This is a genomic window from Providencia rettgeri (genome assembly GCF_001874625.1).
Lineage (GTDB): Bacteria > Pseudomonadota > Gammaproteobacteria > Enterobacterales > Enterobacteriaceae > Providencia > Providencia huashanensis.
In genome coordinates, this window is sequence record NZ_CP017671.1 from 3,646,492 (window position 1) to 3,661,771 (window position 15,280).

Below are 15,280 nucleotides of genomic sequence, written 5' to 3' on the forward strand. Positions count from 1 at the left end.
TTTTTATACGAGGCCGCTGAGTTCTGGGCGCTAGAAAGGGAATAAACACGCTCGCCCTCACAGCATTACAAAACTCATTGCAGGAACGATTGCCAAGAGAGCTCTCTTCTGCTATTTATAGCGACCTTAATTTTTCCCCTTTGGGGTTTTTGTAAAATTTGCGTGTGTAGGAGAAGCATTATGCAAGAAGGGCAAAAACGTAAGACATCGTCCTTAAGCATTCTCGCCATTGCTGGGGTTGAACCCTATCATGAAAAAGCTGGCGAAGAGTACATGAACGAGGCCCAGTTGGCGCATTTTAAGCTCATTCTCGAAGCATGGCGCAATCAACTCAGAGATGAAGTGGACCGGACTGTTACTCATATGCAAGATGAGGCAGCTAACTTTCCAGACCCCGTTGATAGAGCCGCTCAGGAAGAGGAGTTCAGCCTTGAATTACGTAACCGGGATCGTGAGCGTAAACTGATCAAGAAAATAGAAAAAACCCTGAAAAAAGTTGAAGATGATGACTTTGGCTTTTGTGAATCATGTGGCGTAGAAATTGGTATCCGCCGTTTGGAAGCCCGTCCTACTGCTGATTTATGTATCGACTGTAAAACATTAGCTGAAATTCGCGAAAAGCAAATGGCAGGCTAATAGCTCAGATGGAGTCCTAAACGGCGCATATTACGTGCGCCGTTATAAGGTTTTGTCACCGTGAAAACTTGCTCTCCCAGCATTCTCCTCCCCGTTAGTCATGGTTTATATTGGTTACCCCCTGCATTTTTATGGTATTTTTAAGCTATCTTGCTGTTTTATCTAAATTTAGTATTATCATTAATACTAAATAATACTCATCCATTACACCTAAAATTTTAGAGGGCTTAAAATTAGCCATTTTTTTGGCCAATGATTAAAAAAAACAAATAACCTAACGCCCTAAAATAGCTTAAAATAAGGCATTGCAGGTCATATCTTACGAAAGCAAAAATAAATTATGCTATTTTTTGAGTTAATTTTATTGGTAAAATTAATGATTAGACATGACTTTTATGCGTTTAACCATTCTCAAAGAAACTTCTGTGAGCTATGATTAGCCGCTTATTTTGTTTAATGAATATTGGTAATCACATCGAGGTGTACTATTTTTAACCGTGTAGCAAATTTCTGCCGTAATATTTTATCTCGCAATACAAATGCATCAGATGAAGATGCATCACAGCATCGTGACATTTTACGAGATACTCAGGCAGCCGGTAAAAGGCCAGTCACTCATTCTGCTGATGCGCAAACTGCATCAAAAGAACAGAACACTAAGCAAACTCATAAAACAGCGCCTATTAAAAAAACGGTTCGTCAATCTCAACGTGCCGACCCTACGCCTGAGAAACACACCATAATGACAACCGTTAACGACGAAAACATTACTGTTATTCCCCGTGCGGAGCACTCTATTTCCCGTAGTGATATTAGTGATAATGCTCTAAAAGTCCTCTATCGATTAAATAAAAGTGGCTTTGAAGCCTATTTAGTCGGCGGAGGGGTTCGCGATTTACTTTTAGGTCAAAAACCTAAAGACTTCGATATCACCACCAATGCAACACCGGAACAAATTCGTAAGCTATTTCGTAATTGTCGCCTAGTCGGCCGCCGATTCCGTTTGGCTCATATCATGTTCGGTCCTGAAATTATTGAGGTGGCAACGTTCCGGGGGAATCATGACCAAAATGCTTCAGAAGATAAAAACCTGTCTTCTCAAGCACAAAACGGCATGTTGCTGCGTGATAATATCTTCGGCTCTATTGAAGAAGATGCGATTCGTCGTGACTTCACAGTGAATAGTCTCTATTACAATATTGATGATTTCTCCGTACGTGACTACGTTAATGGGTTAAAAGACTTAAAGGATGGGGTTATTCGCTTAATTGGCGACCCTGAAACCCGTTACCGTGAAGACCCAGTTAGGATGCTAAGAGCGGTACGCTTCGCATGCAAACTCAATATGAGTATCGAGCCAAAAACCGCAGATCCTATTTATTCACTCGCTCATTTATTAAAAGAGATACCGTCGGCAAGGCTGTTTGAAGAATCACTTAAGTTGCTACAAGCTGGGCAAGGTTATACCACTTATATGATGCTCAAAAAATATGGTTTATTTGAGCAGCTATTCCCTGTTGTTGCCAGCCGTTTCACTGAAAACGGTGACTCACCAATGGAAAAAATCATTGAGCAAGTCCTGAAAAATACCGATTTCAGGCTTAAAAATGATAAACGCGTTAACCCTGCTTTTTTATTTGCGGTTATGTTATGGTACCCCGTAACCGAGCATGCTGAAAAGCTTACTCAGGAGGGCGGATTGGCTTATTATGATGCCTTTGCGCTGGCCATGAATGACATTTTAGACGAACAATGTCGGTCGATTGCAATACCGAAACGTATCACAACCACAATGCGTGATATTTGGTTATTACAACTTCGATTACCTCGTCGTCAAGGCCGCCGTGCAAATAAACTAATGGAGCACCCTAAATTCCGTGCTGCGTTTGATTTATTAGAACTAAGAGCCAATGTCGAAAACCGGAATGAACTACAAGAATTAACATTGTGGTGGGCGGATTTCCAACAAGCTAATAATAGCAAGCAGCGTGAGATGATTTCCGAATTAGGCAATATGCCAACGCGTCGGCGTCACCGCCCACAACGCTCATCAAACGCTGGGGCTCGCAAGCCTAATAAGTCATAGTAATACATAGAGAGAGTACCATGGAACAAGTCTATATTGCTGTAGGAAGTAACCTTGGTAAGCCACTACAACAGGCTCAGCAAGCTATTGCAGCATTAGATGCGATCCCTAACAGTCGTGTCGTTTCAATCTCTTCTATTTATCGAACTAAGCCTTTAGGGCCACAGGATCAGCCAGATTTTCTCAATCTGGCTGTATTACTAGAAACAGATCTCGAGCCCGAAGAGCTACTTGATCACACACAAAAAATCGAATTAGATCTTGGACGAGTGCGTAAAGAAGAACGTTGGGGTCCTCGCACTCTTGACCTTGATATCATGCTTTTTGGTAACCGAGTTATCCATACCCCCCGGTTAACCATTCCACATTACGGGCTAAAAGAGCGGGAATTTATGTTGTATCCGCTCAGTGAAATTGCCCCCACCCTAGTTTTTCCTGATGGCGAAACGCTTTTGGAAAGACTCACACAAGTTCCTCGCAATGGCCTGACGCTTTGGGACATTACCCCTTAAAGTGTGCAACCTCTTATGAGGTATGGTCGCAAGGAGATCATTTCCGGAGGTTATTATAATGAAACCAATTTCTCTGGCTGATTTATGTCAGTTTAAACAAGACAAACGCAAGTTCGCAACCATGACAGCCTATGATGCTAGTTTTGCTCAATTATTTTATGAGCAAGGAATTCAAGTCATGCTCGTTGGCGACTCACTTGGCATGACTATTCAGGGCGAGTCTTCCACATTACCCGTTACCGTTGAACAAATTGCTTATCACACACGTTGTGTTCGTAAAGGGGCTCCAAACGCCTTTATCATCGCTGATATGCCTTTTATGAGCTACGCCACACCAGAACAAGCTTGTGCAAATGCCGCTATTTTAATGCAAGCAGGCGCCAATATGATAAAAATTGAAGGCGGCAGTTGGTTGTGTGACACCGTAAAAATGCTATGTGAACGCTCTGTTCCTGTTTGTGGCCATCTTGGTTTAACACCACAAGCCGTCAATATACTCGGGGGCTATAAAGTCCAAGGGCGTGATGAAGTGACTGCTAATCAAGTCTTGAAAGATGCAATCGCCCTCGAAAATGCAGGAATGCAATTATTAGTACTTGAATGTGTTCCTACTTCATTAGCGAGTCATATCACTGAAGAATTGCTGCTCCCCGTTATTGGTATTGGCGCAGGAAATGAAACTGATGGTCAGATTCTCGTTATGCATGATGCACTTGGTATTACAGCCCGCCCACCAAAATTCGCTAAAAACTTTTTAGCGCAAGCGGGTAATATCAATGATGCTATCCGCATGTATATTCAAGAAGTGGAAGATGGGATTTACCCAAGTGAAGCTCACTCCTTTTCCTAATTGACTACAAAAAACCATAAGGAACACACGTATGCTTATCGTTGAAACGGCACTTATACTACGCCGTGAAATCCGTCGCTGGAAACAAGAAGGCAAACGTATTGCACTTGTGCCAACAATGGGCAATTTGCATGATGGTCACTTAACACTCATTGACCAAGCTAAACAGCAAGCTGATATTGTTATTGCCAGTATCTTTGTTAACCCAATGCAATTTGATAGGCAGTCTGATTTAGCAAATTACCCGCGAACGTTGCAAGAAGACTGTGAGAAATTAAAACGTCTTGGTATCAATTTAGTTTTTGCACCTTCTCCTCTCGAATTTTACCCTGACGGGATGGAAAAGCAGACATATGTTGAAGTCCCTGAACTATCAACGATACTAGAAGGCGCAAGTCGTCCGGGGCATTTCCGTGGTGTCGCAACTGTTATTACTAAGCTGTTCAACTTAGTACAACCTGATATTGCGCTGTTTGGTAAAAAAGATTATCAGCAATTACAATTGATTCGTAAATTAGTTAATGATTTATCATTCGATACCCAAATCATCAGTATTCCAACAGTTAGAGCAAAAAATGGGCTAGCCTTAAGTTCTCGCAATAATAATTTATCTGCTGAAGAGCAAAAAATAGCCCCTCAGCTTTATCAAATTATGTTACAAGCCGGGCAAAAATTAGCAGAAACCCCTAGCATTGCAAATGACCTTGTCAATGAAATGGAAGAGTCTTTACGCCAAGCTGGTTTTACACCAGATGAGCTATTTATTCGTGATGCAGAAACCTTGTTACCCCTTAATGGGTCGAGTAAACGAGCCGTCATCCTGATGGCAGCATGGTTAGGGCAGACTCGACTAATTGACAATTTGCAAGTTGACCTTCCCGTCGATATTGCATAGAAACAAAGTACTTATAACAATAAAACAACACACTGCAATTACAGAGTTTACAGCTAGGCGTTCAATAAACAAATCTCTAGGAGCCTAAGACTAGGGAGGGAGAACGCCAACAACGCTGTGGGCCGAGTGAGGAAGAAAAAATGTTAAGAAGAATGTTGCAAGGAAAACTACACCGCGTCACTGTTACTCAGGCTGACTTACACTACGAGGGCTCCTGTGCTATCGATCAAGACTTTATGGATGCAGCCGGTATCCTTGAATACGAAGCGATTGATATTTATAACGTTGATAACGGGGAACGCTTTTCAACTTACGCGATTTCAGGTGAACGAGGTTCGAAGATTATCTCTGTGAATGGCGCGGCTGCACGTCGTGCCGCTGTTGGGGATAAACTTATTATTTGTTCTTATGTACAAATTGAAGATGAAGATGCTCGCCTTCATAAGCCTAAAGTCGCTTACTTTGATGAAAATAACGTTATGAGTCGTGTGGCAAAAGCGGTACCCGTACAAGTGGCTTAACATAAGACTAAAGCGTCATCATATTAATGGCGCTTTAGTTTATTCAATATCTATTATTTATTGGTAAGTCACGTCTATATCCATCGAAGCATTCGCGATACCAGGAGTAACTACACTATCTGTTTGTACATAATACGATCTAAGTATAAGTGTTCTTTTTCCTTCAACGCCACTATATGATGCCAATATACTGCTATAAAATCCTATGGTTACACTGCTAGTTCCGAAATCCAATTCCGTCTTTATTCCGACCCCTTTAGCACTTCCAGGCAAAGGACTCAACATTAGTAATTCACGATCTCTACTAGAATTATTTCCCCGAAAATTAAAGTAAATGGTAGCATCTTTATCGCAGTTAAAATCAATCCGCCAATCTACCTTTTTAGATTTCGTATTGATACCAGAACCAAAACCACTCCAACCAATTATGTTGTCACCAAGATTAACATTGAATGTTTTCGCAGATTGAACTGAACACGTGTTTGCAGATACTCGCCCTGTAATATTAAAAATAGCATCATAACTCATAGATTTTGTAGAAAAAAAGAGCAGTGCTATTGCAAAAACATAAGTCGCATATCTAATATTTTGATTCATTGCTTTTCCTTAGTTATTTCGCACAACAAATGTAATAGAGGCATTTGCATCTCCTCCTGTTGCACTGTCTGCTAGTTGCTTATAACGTGCGCGCAATTGAACCGTATTCATTCCTGATGTTGTTCCCGCAAAACTAATTAATGTGCTCACTTCATTCGCATTTTTTTCTTCCCAACGCTTATTCTCTGGTGAATAAGCTTCAATTTGAATGGCCATTCCGCTTGCTGAACCAGCTGATTTATCTAACTCAAATAGTTTATTATCTAACTCGGCTGGCGTACCTTCTAATACACCGACCACTTGCCGCTTGTCCGGTGAACAATTAAACGCCAAATCAAATTCCACCCAATCAGTGACTGAATCGCGAGCAAAGTTACGCCCATTTCCCTCTAAAAACCAAGTCCCTAAATCAATATTCTGTGCTGCAGAGAACACGGTACACGACTTAGCTTTGATTGAGCCGCTAAAATTCACCTTGATATATTCGTCCGCGACAAGAACATTCATATAGGTTAAAGAAAATAAAAAAACGAGCAAATTAATTATATAATTCATTGATAATTTACCTTTTCTATTTATACACAAGGGTAACCGTGACCTGTGCATTACCATTAGTCGCTTTCACTTCATTAGACGTTTTGACGTACTTGAATTCAAATGTCTTTGTAATAATCGGGCTTAGACTCGTTTTATCTAGCAGAGAATATACATAACTATTAGATAATGAGCGATCTCCCCCCAACCTCAACGGAGATGACTTCCCAGATTCATATACACGTACAGCAAATCCTGGGTTCTCATTGTTATTTTCCAAATAAATGATATCTGTATTGATGTTACTGGGGTGCAAATTATCTGCGATCGTATAGGCAACAGACATTATTTTTGGACAATTAATCGTGATCGACTGCTGAGCATGACCAAAAGTATCACCTATATTAAGTGAACGAACTTTAGCAATATCGTGAACTCCAAGATCAACAGATTGACGAACAGATGAAATAGAGCAAGTACGCTGTGCCCATGAAATTAAAGTTGATGCAGGTAATATTTCGCCAACTGATGATATCCAATTCATATCACCAGTGCATTGCACTTTAATTGTGCTAAAATGTGTAGCAACTTTTTCTGACCCTTCAATATCCCCTTGAACCGTTTTGATATACATCATCCGCGTTTCAAGTTGTAGTGCCGATGAGCCATCAACTGCATTAATTTCGCTATTACTTCCCGTTAATGGATACCATTGACTCGTTCCTTTTTGCCTTACACCAACCACATAACCAACACCATCAATCCCAGTACTAAAAACAGGGTAACTACCTGAACCATCATTAATAGTCATTCCGGTCGGCTGACTATTAGCTTGTAACATAAATTTAAAATTTCCCGCATTTTCTGCAACACATAATTCATGGTTAGCGCTAGGTTCAAATTGCTTCCATCCATTACCGAGTATAGATTCACGGGGAAGTTTATGTGCCGCTGAATCAATTTCTAAATCCCCTAAATTGACACGAAATTGCCCAATACTGCATGCACTAAATGAAAACAATGTAATACCAATCGAAGTAATAATCTGTTTTATATTCATATTAAAAACCTATTCTCAGTGGCAATTAACAGGCAATATAGGTAAATGCTGTTTTAATTGTTCCGCGGTTAATTGGTATTCTGCAATGCATTGTTCTTGTAAACTTTTACCCCATTTTATCTGTAATTGCCCTTGTTCCGGCATTCCACTGAGATAAACATCACCATTATCGCCCACAATACCTGTACTTATATTTTGATCATCACTTTGAGAGAATTGTGCCATTGCACCAAAAGGCACAGGTTTGCCATTATGCGTTACAGTAAATAATAGTCTGTAACCCACATGCGTTTGATAACTTGCCAGAATCGCTGCACCTTTCGTTGGTACGACACTCACGGTATTCGTTTTTAATTCAACATTATCTGGTAATGAATCTATGTTGAGCGTAATTTCATTTTTCGTATAAGGGTTTAAATAAGGAATAATTGCATAACCACGAGAGTCCGTTGAAATATTTGCTCGGTTTGAAACTTGTACATTTTTCGCCCCAGGAGCACGGACAATAGCAAAAGTATCATTGATTGGCTGAGACAATGTGATTCCATGTGGATGAGCGACAACGGCCCCCGTTAGACCATAGTTCGCTCGTTGTGAATATTTATCATATCCATAAGCCGCATTTGCAACCCCATAGCTTCCCCGATAAGATGCTGATGCATTTCCGCTCGCACGTGTTTCTTTATTCCCATAGGATTGTTGAATAGCATAATTAAAATTATTACTCTCACCTAAAGTACCACTTATCCCCATCATTGCATCCGTATTACCACTGTTATCAGCTGTAACGCTGCTGTTTATCGATGTGTAGTTGCCTGATGAATCATTCAAAGGAATAGTCATTGAAAAAGAAAAATAGTTATCCGCTTTACGTTGATAAGCACTATCAGTATAACTGTAGCTAAAATTGTAAGTGATCCCGCCAATATTATTATTATAACCTGCATTCAATGAGCGTTCTTTACCTGAACGGTTCCAATAATCTTGCTGATAACTCGAAAAATAGACATTACCGAATTCATTTAGTGATTGGTTAAGCGAAACCTGAAAACGATTTTTTTTATTATTACGATAGATTTTAGGCTGATTGCTATTTGCTTCACTAAATGTATAAAACCCTTCAGTTGAATAACGATAGTTTGCTAACGTTACTGAAGTACCTGTAGACGTGACATTTTTAGAATATTGAAAACGATATGACTGCCCGCTATCAGTATTGTCTTTCCCTAATAAGTTTTGGCTATTAGCTTGTGTTATATCTGCCGATAATGCCCCAAAACTTCCTAAGTTAATCCCCATTCCTGCCGCATAAGACTGGTAGTTTTTGGATAATAAAGTCCCTGCATACCCCGTAATACTTTTGGGTAATCCATAAATAAATGTACTTTGCAAAAAGTTTGGCTCAACCTCACCTGAAGTATTAGACTTATATTTCCCTCCAGTTAGTGAATATTTGAGCTGTCCTTCACGTTGCATTATGGCAATTGATGAAAAAGGAACTACAAATGAACGTTCAGAACCATCTGCTTCTTTAATCAAAACAGTCAAATCACCGCTGGTTCCTGTTGGGTATAAATCATCAATTTCAAATGCTCCGGGCGAAACATAAGATTGGTAAATAACATAGTTATTTTGTTTAACTGTAACTTCTGCATTACTTTGTGCTATACCACGAATAACGGGTGCAAATCCCCTCATTGAACTAGGTAGCATAGATTCATCACTTCGTAACTGTACGCCTCGAAATTGAAATCCTTCAAATATTTCACTTGGTGTAGCAGTATCACCTATTGTTAATTGTGATTTTAAATAATTAATTCCTCTTTCTAAACTGGTTTCAATGTTCTCCCACTCACGCTTCCCATTATTATCTGTATAGGTTGAGTAGTTTTTTAAACGCCACGGACCTAGGTTTCCAGTACTTCGCAAATTAAAGTAATGAGAATTGGAGTCTTTAGACTTATTGCGGCTCCAATTATTTGAACCACTATAATAATAATTTAAGACCAAAGCGGGAACACCGTTTTCCCACTGACTTGTTGGCACAGTACCTAATGCTTGCTTGTCCATCGCAATTTGAGGGATCGAAATATTTAACTTTTGTTGATTCAATTCCAATATAGATTTTGCATCAGGTATATATTCGCTGATAGGAACAATTTCTTGTTTCTCAGGAAGAGCTTTTAACGCAGGAATCGCATCAACTTTAACACCCCAAAGTGCTAATTCTTCTTTCGTTAATAGGGGAATTAGCTGATTTGACGACTTATCCTTAATGAACTCAACGACCTTCGATTCCATTAAAATACCATTTACAATTACATCAACATGGTATTCCCCTGCAAGCTGGCCACCCGGATTAGCAAATTGATTTAAATTCGGTAAATCTGCAATATTTTGACCATCAACCACACTTAATGAGCTTGGGCTAAAATAGTCATCAGCAAATGCATAATTAACATTCATACCAGTGAAAATAATTGCAGCCACTGCCTGACATACTTTCTTTAACCGAAAATACATTACCCAATTATGCGAACAGGTTATAGCATTAGCACAACAAATTGATAAGAGTTGTTTTCTTGGAATACAACGCATAATGTATATTCTTCCAACGAATTATTTTAATGTCTGAGTTTTTGTTTTTGTTATCGTTCCATGATCATTAACAGCACTCCAAGTCACCTGATTTGCTTGGATTTCTGAAATATTCCAAGTTGCTTCTCCCATTGGAGGCACCATGCCAGGATCAGTAATTTTTTTATTGCCAATTTTTAGTTCACCAAATGACACATAATAAGGTGTTGGGTTTTTAGATTTTAAGCTATTTCCTTTCTTTTCAAAGGTGAGCTTTTCATAGGCAGTAAATGCATCTGCTGTTGGTAAATCCACTGGGCGATAAATTAACTTAATTTTATTATTAATTGAGATAGTTAAATTATTTGTTGCATTAGGGTCAGACGGCGGTATTGATTTAACATTTAACCAATAAATAGACTCTTTATCTGATGGTAATTTAGGATCCGTTAATACAATTCGAATTGCATTTACTGATTCAGGCTCAATACGAAAAAGAGGCGGTGTTACTGTAAATGGTATTTTCTGTTTTTCACTATCATCAAAACTATTCACCCACGACTGAACAAGAAAAGGGATTTTTTCATCGTTCCGAACTGATATAGAGGCTTCTTTTTTATTACCTTCATAAATGACGCGCGTACCACCTAAAACCACACTAGCATTTACGTTAACTGCTGTCATACATAGAAGTACTAGCAAAATAAGAGATTTTTTCAAAATTTTCCCCTATCAAAAAGAGGGAACAATCGTTCCCTAATTAAGTTAATTATTGGTTGTATTGAATAGTTACTGTGACATCAGCATTCGCTTTACCTGCTGTAACTTCATTCGCAGTTGTAACGTAGCGTGCGTAATAGATTTTCTCACCGCCATTACTCGTTAAATCAATACCATCAGCTTCAGTGTCTGGAGTATAAAAATTTGTTCCATTTACATCACCAGAAATACCAATACCAACACCTGTTGCTTCACTAACCGCATATAGTTTGTTGTCATCAGCATGTGCCGTCCCACCGAAAGTAACTCGTGCCCGAGTTAATGTTGCAGGGCAGCCACTTAAGCCTATTGTTAAAGGAACAGCTTCTGTTAATTCACCGATTTTATCAAAGGTATTTGTCATCCAAGTACCCAGTTGCACAGTACCTTCATTTTTATTTGTATTATTAACTTCAATAGTGCAAGTTGTATCAATAAATTGCCCTTTAAAATTTATCGTACCTCTAGCATTACCACTATCAACCGCTGCATGTGCCATGCCCGATAATGACACAATAATAATTGATGTCATTAATACAGATTTTTTTAAAATCATATAAACCTCTTATATACCAGTAAATAATTATTAATTATGTACAAGACTAGTAGTTAAATTACTTTTAAATACTTAATACCCCATATATTTAATTCACAAAAAGTATATTAGCTTTTTTAGATAAAATCCATATTAAGAGTAAACTCGCAAATTTAATTTAAGGAAAGAATTAAATCCATAATTAAACTTATTGACAATGATCATTTAGAGAAATATATCAAAAAATAAAGAAAAACCATTTGTTAACGATAACAAAACAAGCTAATTAAGTTAAAATATAATTATAACCAGCTATAACAACTACTTTGTCTACTTATAATAAGCACGAGTTAATAATATAAATACTTTAATTGTATTTTGAGTCTTTAACTCTAAATTTTAATTACATCAGAGATAAATAACTATATATTTTGAAGGGGGTGTTATAAATAACCGTTTATTTATTGAAAAAAGCTATAGATTTAGTTCGGAATATTCCGAATGAGATGTTATAAACCTTGCAGTTTCCCAATAAAACTATTTCATATGTAAATAATCGCTAAATTTATTCCAAAATTTATACTACCAAACTTAATCTCTAATAAACTAAGTATTTTTACCAGTTAATTTAATTTTAAATCACCTGCGTATTTATACTTAAAAACTGACCATATCTAATTAATTAAATAACAAATTTAGATATGGCCTTAAGAAAAATAAAATATGCTAAGTTAGCTGCGTAACCCTCTACCTTGCTCAATTAAATACCAAGTCAGCAAATAGAAAACAACCAAGAAAATCATAAGCACCCCAAGGGTAATTCCGATAGAAACATCAGCAATACCTAAGAAACCGTATCTAAAACCACTAATCATATAAACGATGGGATTCAGCTTGGATACTGCTTGCCAAAATGGCGGTAGTAATGACAATGAATAAAAAACACCCCCCAAATAAGTTAGTGGTGTTAATACAAAGGTAGGAACAATGCTAATATCATCAAATGTCTTGGCAAAAATAGCATTCAATAACCCAGCTAATGAAAACACAATTGCAGTTAATAGAAGTGTCACTATGACCATAACCCATGAGTGAACCTGTAATGGAATAAAAAATAGTGATACTAAAGTAACCAAGAAGCCAACTAAAATCCCTCTTGCAACCCCCCCACCAACAAAACCAGCAATAATAATATGGGTTGGAACTGGAGCAACAAGTAATTCCTCAATGTTTTTCTGAAATTTAGACCCAAAAAATGAAGAACATACATTTGAGTATGAGTTCGTGATCACTGCCATCATTATCAGACCTGGTACTATAAATTGCATATAGTCCACGCCCCCCATATCACCAATTCTAGAACCTATCAGGTTACCAAAAATGACAAAATACAATGACATTGTAATAACTGGTGGTAACAAGGTTTGTACCCATATACGACCAAATCGAGTAACTTCTTTTATCCAAATGGTTTTCAATGCAACCCAATATAATGAGATCATGACACTATCCCCTTTTCAGTCACATTATTTTCTTTTTTAACCAAGTTCACAAATAACTCTTCTAAACGGTTAGCTTTATTACGCATACTTAAAATCTGAATACCTTGCTCACTAAGTTGACTAAAAACACTGTTCAGCCCTTGTTCCCTTTTGACATCAACTTCAAGAGTTGATGTATCAATTAAACGGGACTCATACCCCAATAACTGAGGGATAGGACTTTTGGGTACTAAATCGAAAATGAAAGTTTCTGATTCCAGTTGGCTTAACAATTGTTTCATACTGGTATTTTCAACTAATTCGCCATGTTGAATAATACCAATATTACGGCACAACATTTCAGCTTCTTCCAAATAATGTGTCGTTAAAATAATGGTTGTCCCTTGCGCATTTAAACTTTTTAAAAATGTCCACATTGAGCGGCGTAATTCGATATCAACTCCAGCGGTTGGTTCATCCAAAATTAACAGTTTCGGTTGGTGCATTAATGCTCTAGCAATCATTAAACGGCGTTTCATACCCCCAGACAAATTACGCGCACGCTCGTTACGCTTCTCCCATAAATCAAGCTGCGACAAATATTGCTCGGCACGTTGTACAGCCACGGGCCGAGCTACGCCATAGTAACCCGCTTGGTTAAGCACTATTTGTAATACTGTTTCAAATGGGTTGAAATTAAATTCCTGAGGGACTAAACCAAGTTGCTGCTTAGCTTGAACAACTTGTTTTTCTAAATCGTAGCCAAAAACTTTTACAGAACCACTAGTTTTATTAACTAATGAACTGATGATGCCAATTGTTGTAGATTTACCCGCGCCATTTGGCCCTAACAAAGCATAAAAGTCTCCATCTTCAACGCTTAGGTCTATTCCTCTTAGGGCTCTCACTCCACCAGGGTAGGTTTTGGTTAACTGTGATAACTCAAGTGCATATGTAAAAAAAACCTTTATTCTTAAGACGGTTTACAGGCAATATAATCTTATGATGCCACTTTTTTCTGTTCTATGTTATGCAGAAAAGAGATAATTGATTTATTTAAAATAATTCAATGAGTTAGTAATTAATGGTTGTCTTGTCTAAAAGAGAGGTTCATCATAAGGATACTGTAATTAGTATAACTAATTATTATTTAATCAATAAATGTTGTATAAGATTTTATCGCAAAGTAACACAACTAGGCTATAAGTCATGATGAGAAAAATCGAAGAGCTGTTTGCTAACAATGAAGCATGGTCAGCATCAGTAAAAGAACAAGATCCTGAATTCTTCAAAGAATTATCAAAAGCGCAAAAGCCGAGATTCTTATGGATAGGCTGCTCAGACAGTCGAGTACCTGCAGAAAAATTAATTAACGCAGCCCCTGGTGATCTATTTGTTCACCGTAACGTCGCTAACTTGGTTATACACACAGACCTCAATTGCTTGTCAGTTATACAGTATGCGGTTGATGTGCTTCAAGTCGAACATATTATTATCTGCGGTCACTACGGCTGTGGTGGGATTGAAGCTGCTGTTGATAACACCGAGCTCGGTTTAATTAATAACTGGTTGCTGCATATACGTGATATTTGGTATCGCCACAGCTCAATGTTAGGTGAACTCAAACCATGCGAGCGCCTTAACCGCTTATGCGAACTAAACGTAGTTGAACAAGTTTATAATTTAGGCCATTCAACAATTATGCAATCAGCTTGGAAGCGTGGACAAAATGTTATGATCCACGGTTGGGTTTACGGGATTAATAATGGTCGTTTACAAGATTTACATATCACTGCAGACAGCAGAGAAAAACTTGAACTCTGTTATAGAGAAGCTATTGCAACATTAACTCAAAAAAAATAATTTAAATTCAAAGCTCTCATATGAGGGCTTTTTTATTTAATCCAAAATTAGAGTAATATAAAAATAAAATAAAATAGAGATTCATTAAAGGTAATAAATAACAAAACAAAATATATATATTCAATGAAACTTAACATTAACTCCAAATAAGAAAAATTATGTAAGTATAGACATTTAAGTATTAACACATAATTATCCTGCCGCAGAGTAAACCTTATTCATTGATACTAAAGGACTTAGTAAAAAAAACTACATTTTAATCCATATTTAGTTTATTAATGGTATTTAATTTTATCAAATAAAAAACAAAGTCAGTTAAACACTTTTAAATATACTTATTTTTTAATTCTATCATAATTTACTGGCTATAATGG

General features: G+C 37.6%; 15 protein-coding genes. 7 read left to right on the forward strand and 8 right to left on the reverse strand.

Annotated elements, in window-relative coordinates:
- Positions 1-180: 180 nt before the first annotated feature.
- The 6 genes from dksA (at position 181) to panD (ending at position 5,500) form a co-directional block, all read left to right on the forward strand.
- Positions 181-636: an RNA polymerase-binding protein DksA gene (gene dksA / locus RB151_RS16930; protein WP_042848193.1), complete on the forward strand. Its 456-nt coding sequence runs from the start codon at positions 181-183 to the stop codon at positions 634-636.
- 742 nt (positions 637-1,378) lie between these two features.
- Positions 1,379-2,722, forward strand: coding sequence for a polynucleotide adenylyltransferase PcnB (gene pcnB, locus RB151_RS16935; protein WP_206074972.1), 1,344 nt, complete (start codon positions 1,379-1,381; stop codon positions 2,720-2,722).
- A gap of 20 nt (positions 2,723-2,742) precedes the next feature.
- The gene (gene folK / locus RB151_RS16940) at positions 2,743-3,234 is read left to right on the forward strand and encodes a 2-amino-4-hydroxy-6-hydroxymethyldihydropteridine diphosphokinase (RefSeq protein WP_042848194.1); all 492 of its coding nucleotides are present in this window, start codon (positions 2,743-2,745) and stop codon (positions 3,232-3,234) included.
- Between the two features lie 58 nt (positions 3,235-3,292).
- Complete coding sequence (panB, locus tag RB151_RS16945; RefSeq protein WP_048608092.1) at positions 3,293-4,084, forward strand: 3-methyl-2-oxobutanoate hydroxymethyltransferase; 792 nt, start codon at positions 3,293-3,295, stop codon at positions 4,082-4,084.
- Between the two features lie 31 nt (positions 4,085-4,115).
- Positions 4,116-4,979 carry a pantoate--beta-alanine ligase gene (gene panC / locus RB151_RS16950; protein ID WP_048608094.1) on the forward strand — a complete coding sequence of 288 codons (864 nt, stop codon included), beginning with the start codon at positions 4,116-4,118 and terminating at the stop codon, positions 4,977-4,979.
- A gap of 140 nt (positions 4,980-5,119) precedes the next feature.
- A complete protein-coding gene (panD, locus tag RB151_RS16955; RefSeq protein WP_042848200.1) occupies positions 5,120-5,500 on the forward strand; it encodes an aspartate 1-decarboxylase in 381 nt (126 codons plus the stop codon).
- A 57-nt stretch (positions 5,501-5,557) separates the two neighbouring features.
- Here panD and RB151_RS16960 read toward each other — a convergent pair whose 3' ends face one another.
- From RB151_RS16960 to RB151_RS16995, 8 genes are all read right to left on the reverse strand, one after another.
- On the reverse strand, positions 5,558-6,097 hold the full coding sequence (locus tag RB151_RS16960) for a fimbrial protein (RefSeq protein WP_042848202.1): 540 nt from the start codon (positions 6,095-6,097) through the stop codon (positions 5,558-5,560).
- Between the two features lie 9 nt (positions 6,098-6,106).
- Positions 6,107-6,652, reverse strand: coding sequence for a fimbrial protein (locus tag RB151_RS16965; RefSeq protein WP_042848204.1), 546 nt, complete (start codon positions 6,650-6,652; stop codon positions 6,107-6,109).
- Positions 6,653-6,668: 16 nt separating this feature from the next.
- Positions 6,669-7,691 (reverse strand): fimbrial protein, encoded by a 1,023-nt coding sequence (locus tag RB151_RS16970; protein ID WP_042848207.1) that lies wholly within the window; start codon positions 7,689-7,691, stop codon positions 6,669-6,671.
- Between the two features lie 15 nt (positions 7,692-7,706).
- On the reverse strand, positions 7,707-10,214 hold the full coding sequence (locus RB151_RS16975) for a fimbria/pilus outer membrane usher protein (protein WP_225832995.1): 2,508 nt from the start codon (positions 10,212-10,214) through the stop codon (positions 7,707-7,709).
- 96 nt (positions 10,215-10,310) lie between these two features.
- Complete coding sequence (locus tag RB151_RS16980) at positions 10,311-10,988, reverse strand: fimbrial biogenesis chaperone (protein WP_042848213.1); 678 nt, start codon at positions 10,986-10,988, stop codon at positions 10,311-10,313.
- Positions 10,989-11,037: 49 nt separating this feature from the next.
- A complete protein-coding gene (locus RB151_RS16985) occupies positions 11,038-11,583 on the reverse strand; it encodes a fimbrial protein (protein ID WP_071548539.1) in 546 nt (181 codons plus the stop codon).
- Between the two features lie 710 nt (positions 11,584-12,293).
- Entirely contained in the window at positions 12,294-13,064 is a 771-nt protein-coding gene (locus RB151_RS16990) for an ABC transporter permease (RefSeq protein ID WP_042848215.1), read from the reverse strand.
- Positions 13,061-14,014, reverse strand: a complete 954-nt coding sequence (locus RB151_RS16995; protein WP_071548540.1) for an ABC transporter ATP-binding protein — start codon at positions 14,012-14,014, stop codon at positions 13,061-13,063. The genes RB151_RS16990 and RB151_RS16995 overlap by 4 nt, the downstream gene beginning before the upstream one ends.
- A gap of 238 nt (positions 14,015-14,252) precedes the next feature.
- Between RB151_RS16995 and can the strand changes: the two genes are divergently transcribed.
- On the forward strand, positions 14,253-14,906 hold the full coding sequence (can, locus tag RB151_RS17000) for a carbonate dehydratase (RefSeq protein WP_042848217.1): 654 nt from the start codon (positions 14,253-14,255) through the stop codon (positions 14,904-14,906).
- Positions 14,907-15,280 lie beyond the last annotated feature (374 nt).

What these genes read in the sequence shown, in the direction of transcription:
- dksA (WP_042848193.1), top strand. Translation starts at nt 181, where the DNA reads ATGCAAGAAGGGCAAAAACGTAAGACATCGTCCTTAAGCATTCTCGCC.
- pcnB (WP_206074972.1), top strand. Translation starts at nt 1,379, where the DNA reads ATGACAACCGTTAACGACGAAAACATTACTGTTATTCCCCGTGCGGAG.
- folK (WP_042848194.1), top strand. Translation starts at nt 2,743, where the DNA reads ATGGAACAAGTCTATATTGCTGTAGGAAGTAACCTTGGTAAGCCACTA.
- panB (WP_048608092.1), top strand. Translation starts at nt 3,293, where the DNA reads ATGAAACCAATTTCTCTGGCTGATTTATGTCAGTTTAAACAAGACAAA.
- panC (WP_048608094.1), top strand. Translation starts at nt 4,116, where the DNA reads ATGCTTATCGTTGAAACGGCACTTATACTACGCCGTGAAATCCGTCGC.
- panD (WP_042848200.1), top strand. Translation starts at nt 5,120, where the DNA reads ATGTTAAGAAGAATGTTGCAAGGAAAACTACACCGCGTCACTGTTACT.
- RB151_RS16960 (WP_042848202.1), bottom strand. Translation starts at nt 6,097, where the DNA reads ATGAATCAAAATATTAGATATGCGACTTATGTTTTTGCAATAGCACTG.
- RB151_RS16965 (WP_042848204.1), bottom strand. Translation starts at nt 6,652, where the DNA reads ATGAATTATATAATTAATTTGCTCGTTTTTTTATTTTCTTTAACCTAT.
- RB151_RS16970 (WP_042848207.1), bottom strand. Translation starts at nt 7,691, where the DNA reads ATGAATATAAAACAGATTATTACTTCGATTGGTATTACATTGTTTTCA.
- RB151_RS16975 (WP_225832995.1), bottom strand. Translation starts at nt 10,214, where the DNA reads ATGTATTTTCGGTTAAAGAAAGTATGTCAGGCAGTGGCTGCAATTATT.
- RB151_RS16985 (WP_071548539.1), bottom strand. Translation starts at nt 11,583, where the DNA reads ATGATTTTAAAAAAATCTGTATTAATGACATCAATTATTATTGTGTCA.
- RB151_RS16990 (WP_042848215.1), bottom strand. Translation starts at nt 13,064, where the DNA reads ATGATCTCATTATATTGGGTTGCATTGAAAACCATTTGGATAAAAGAA.
- can (WP_042848217.1), top strand. Translation starts at nt 14,253, where the DNA reads ATGATGAGAAAAATCGAAGAGCTGTTTGCTAACAATGAAGCATGGTCA.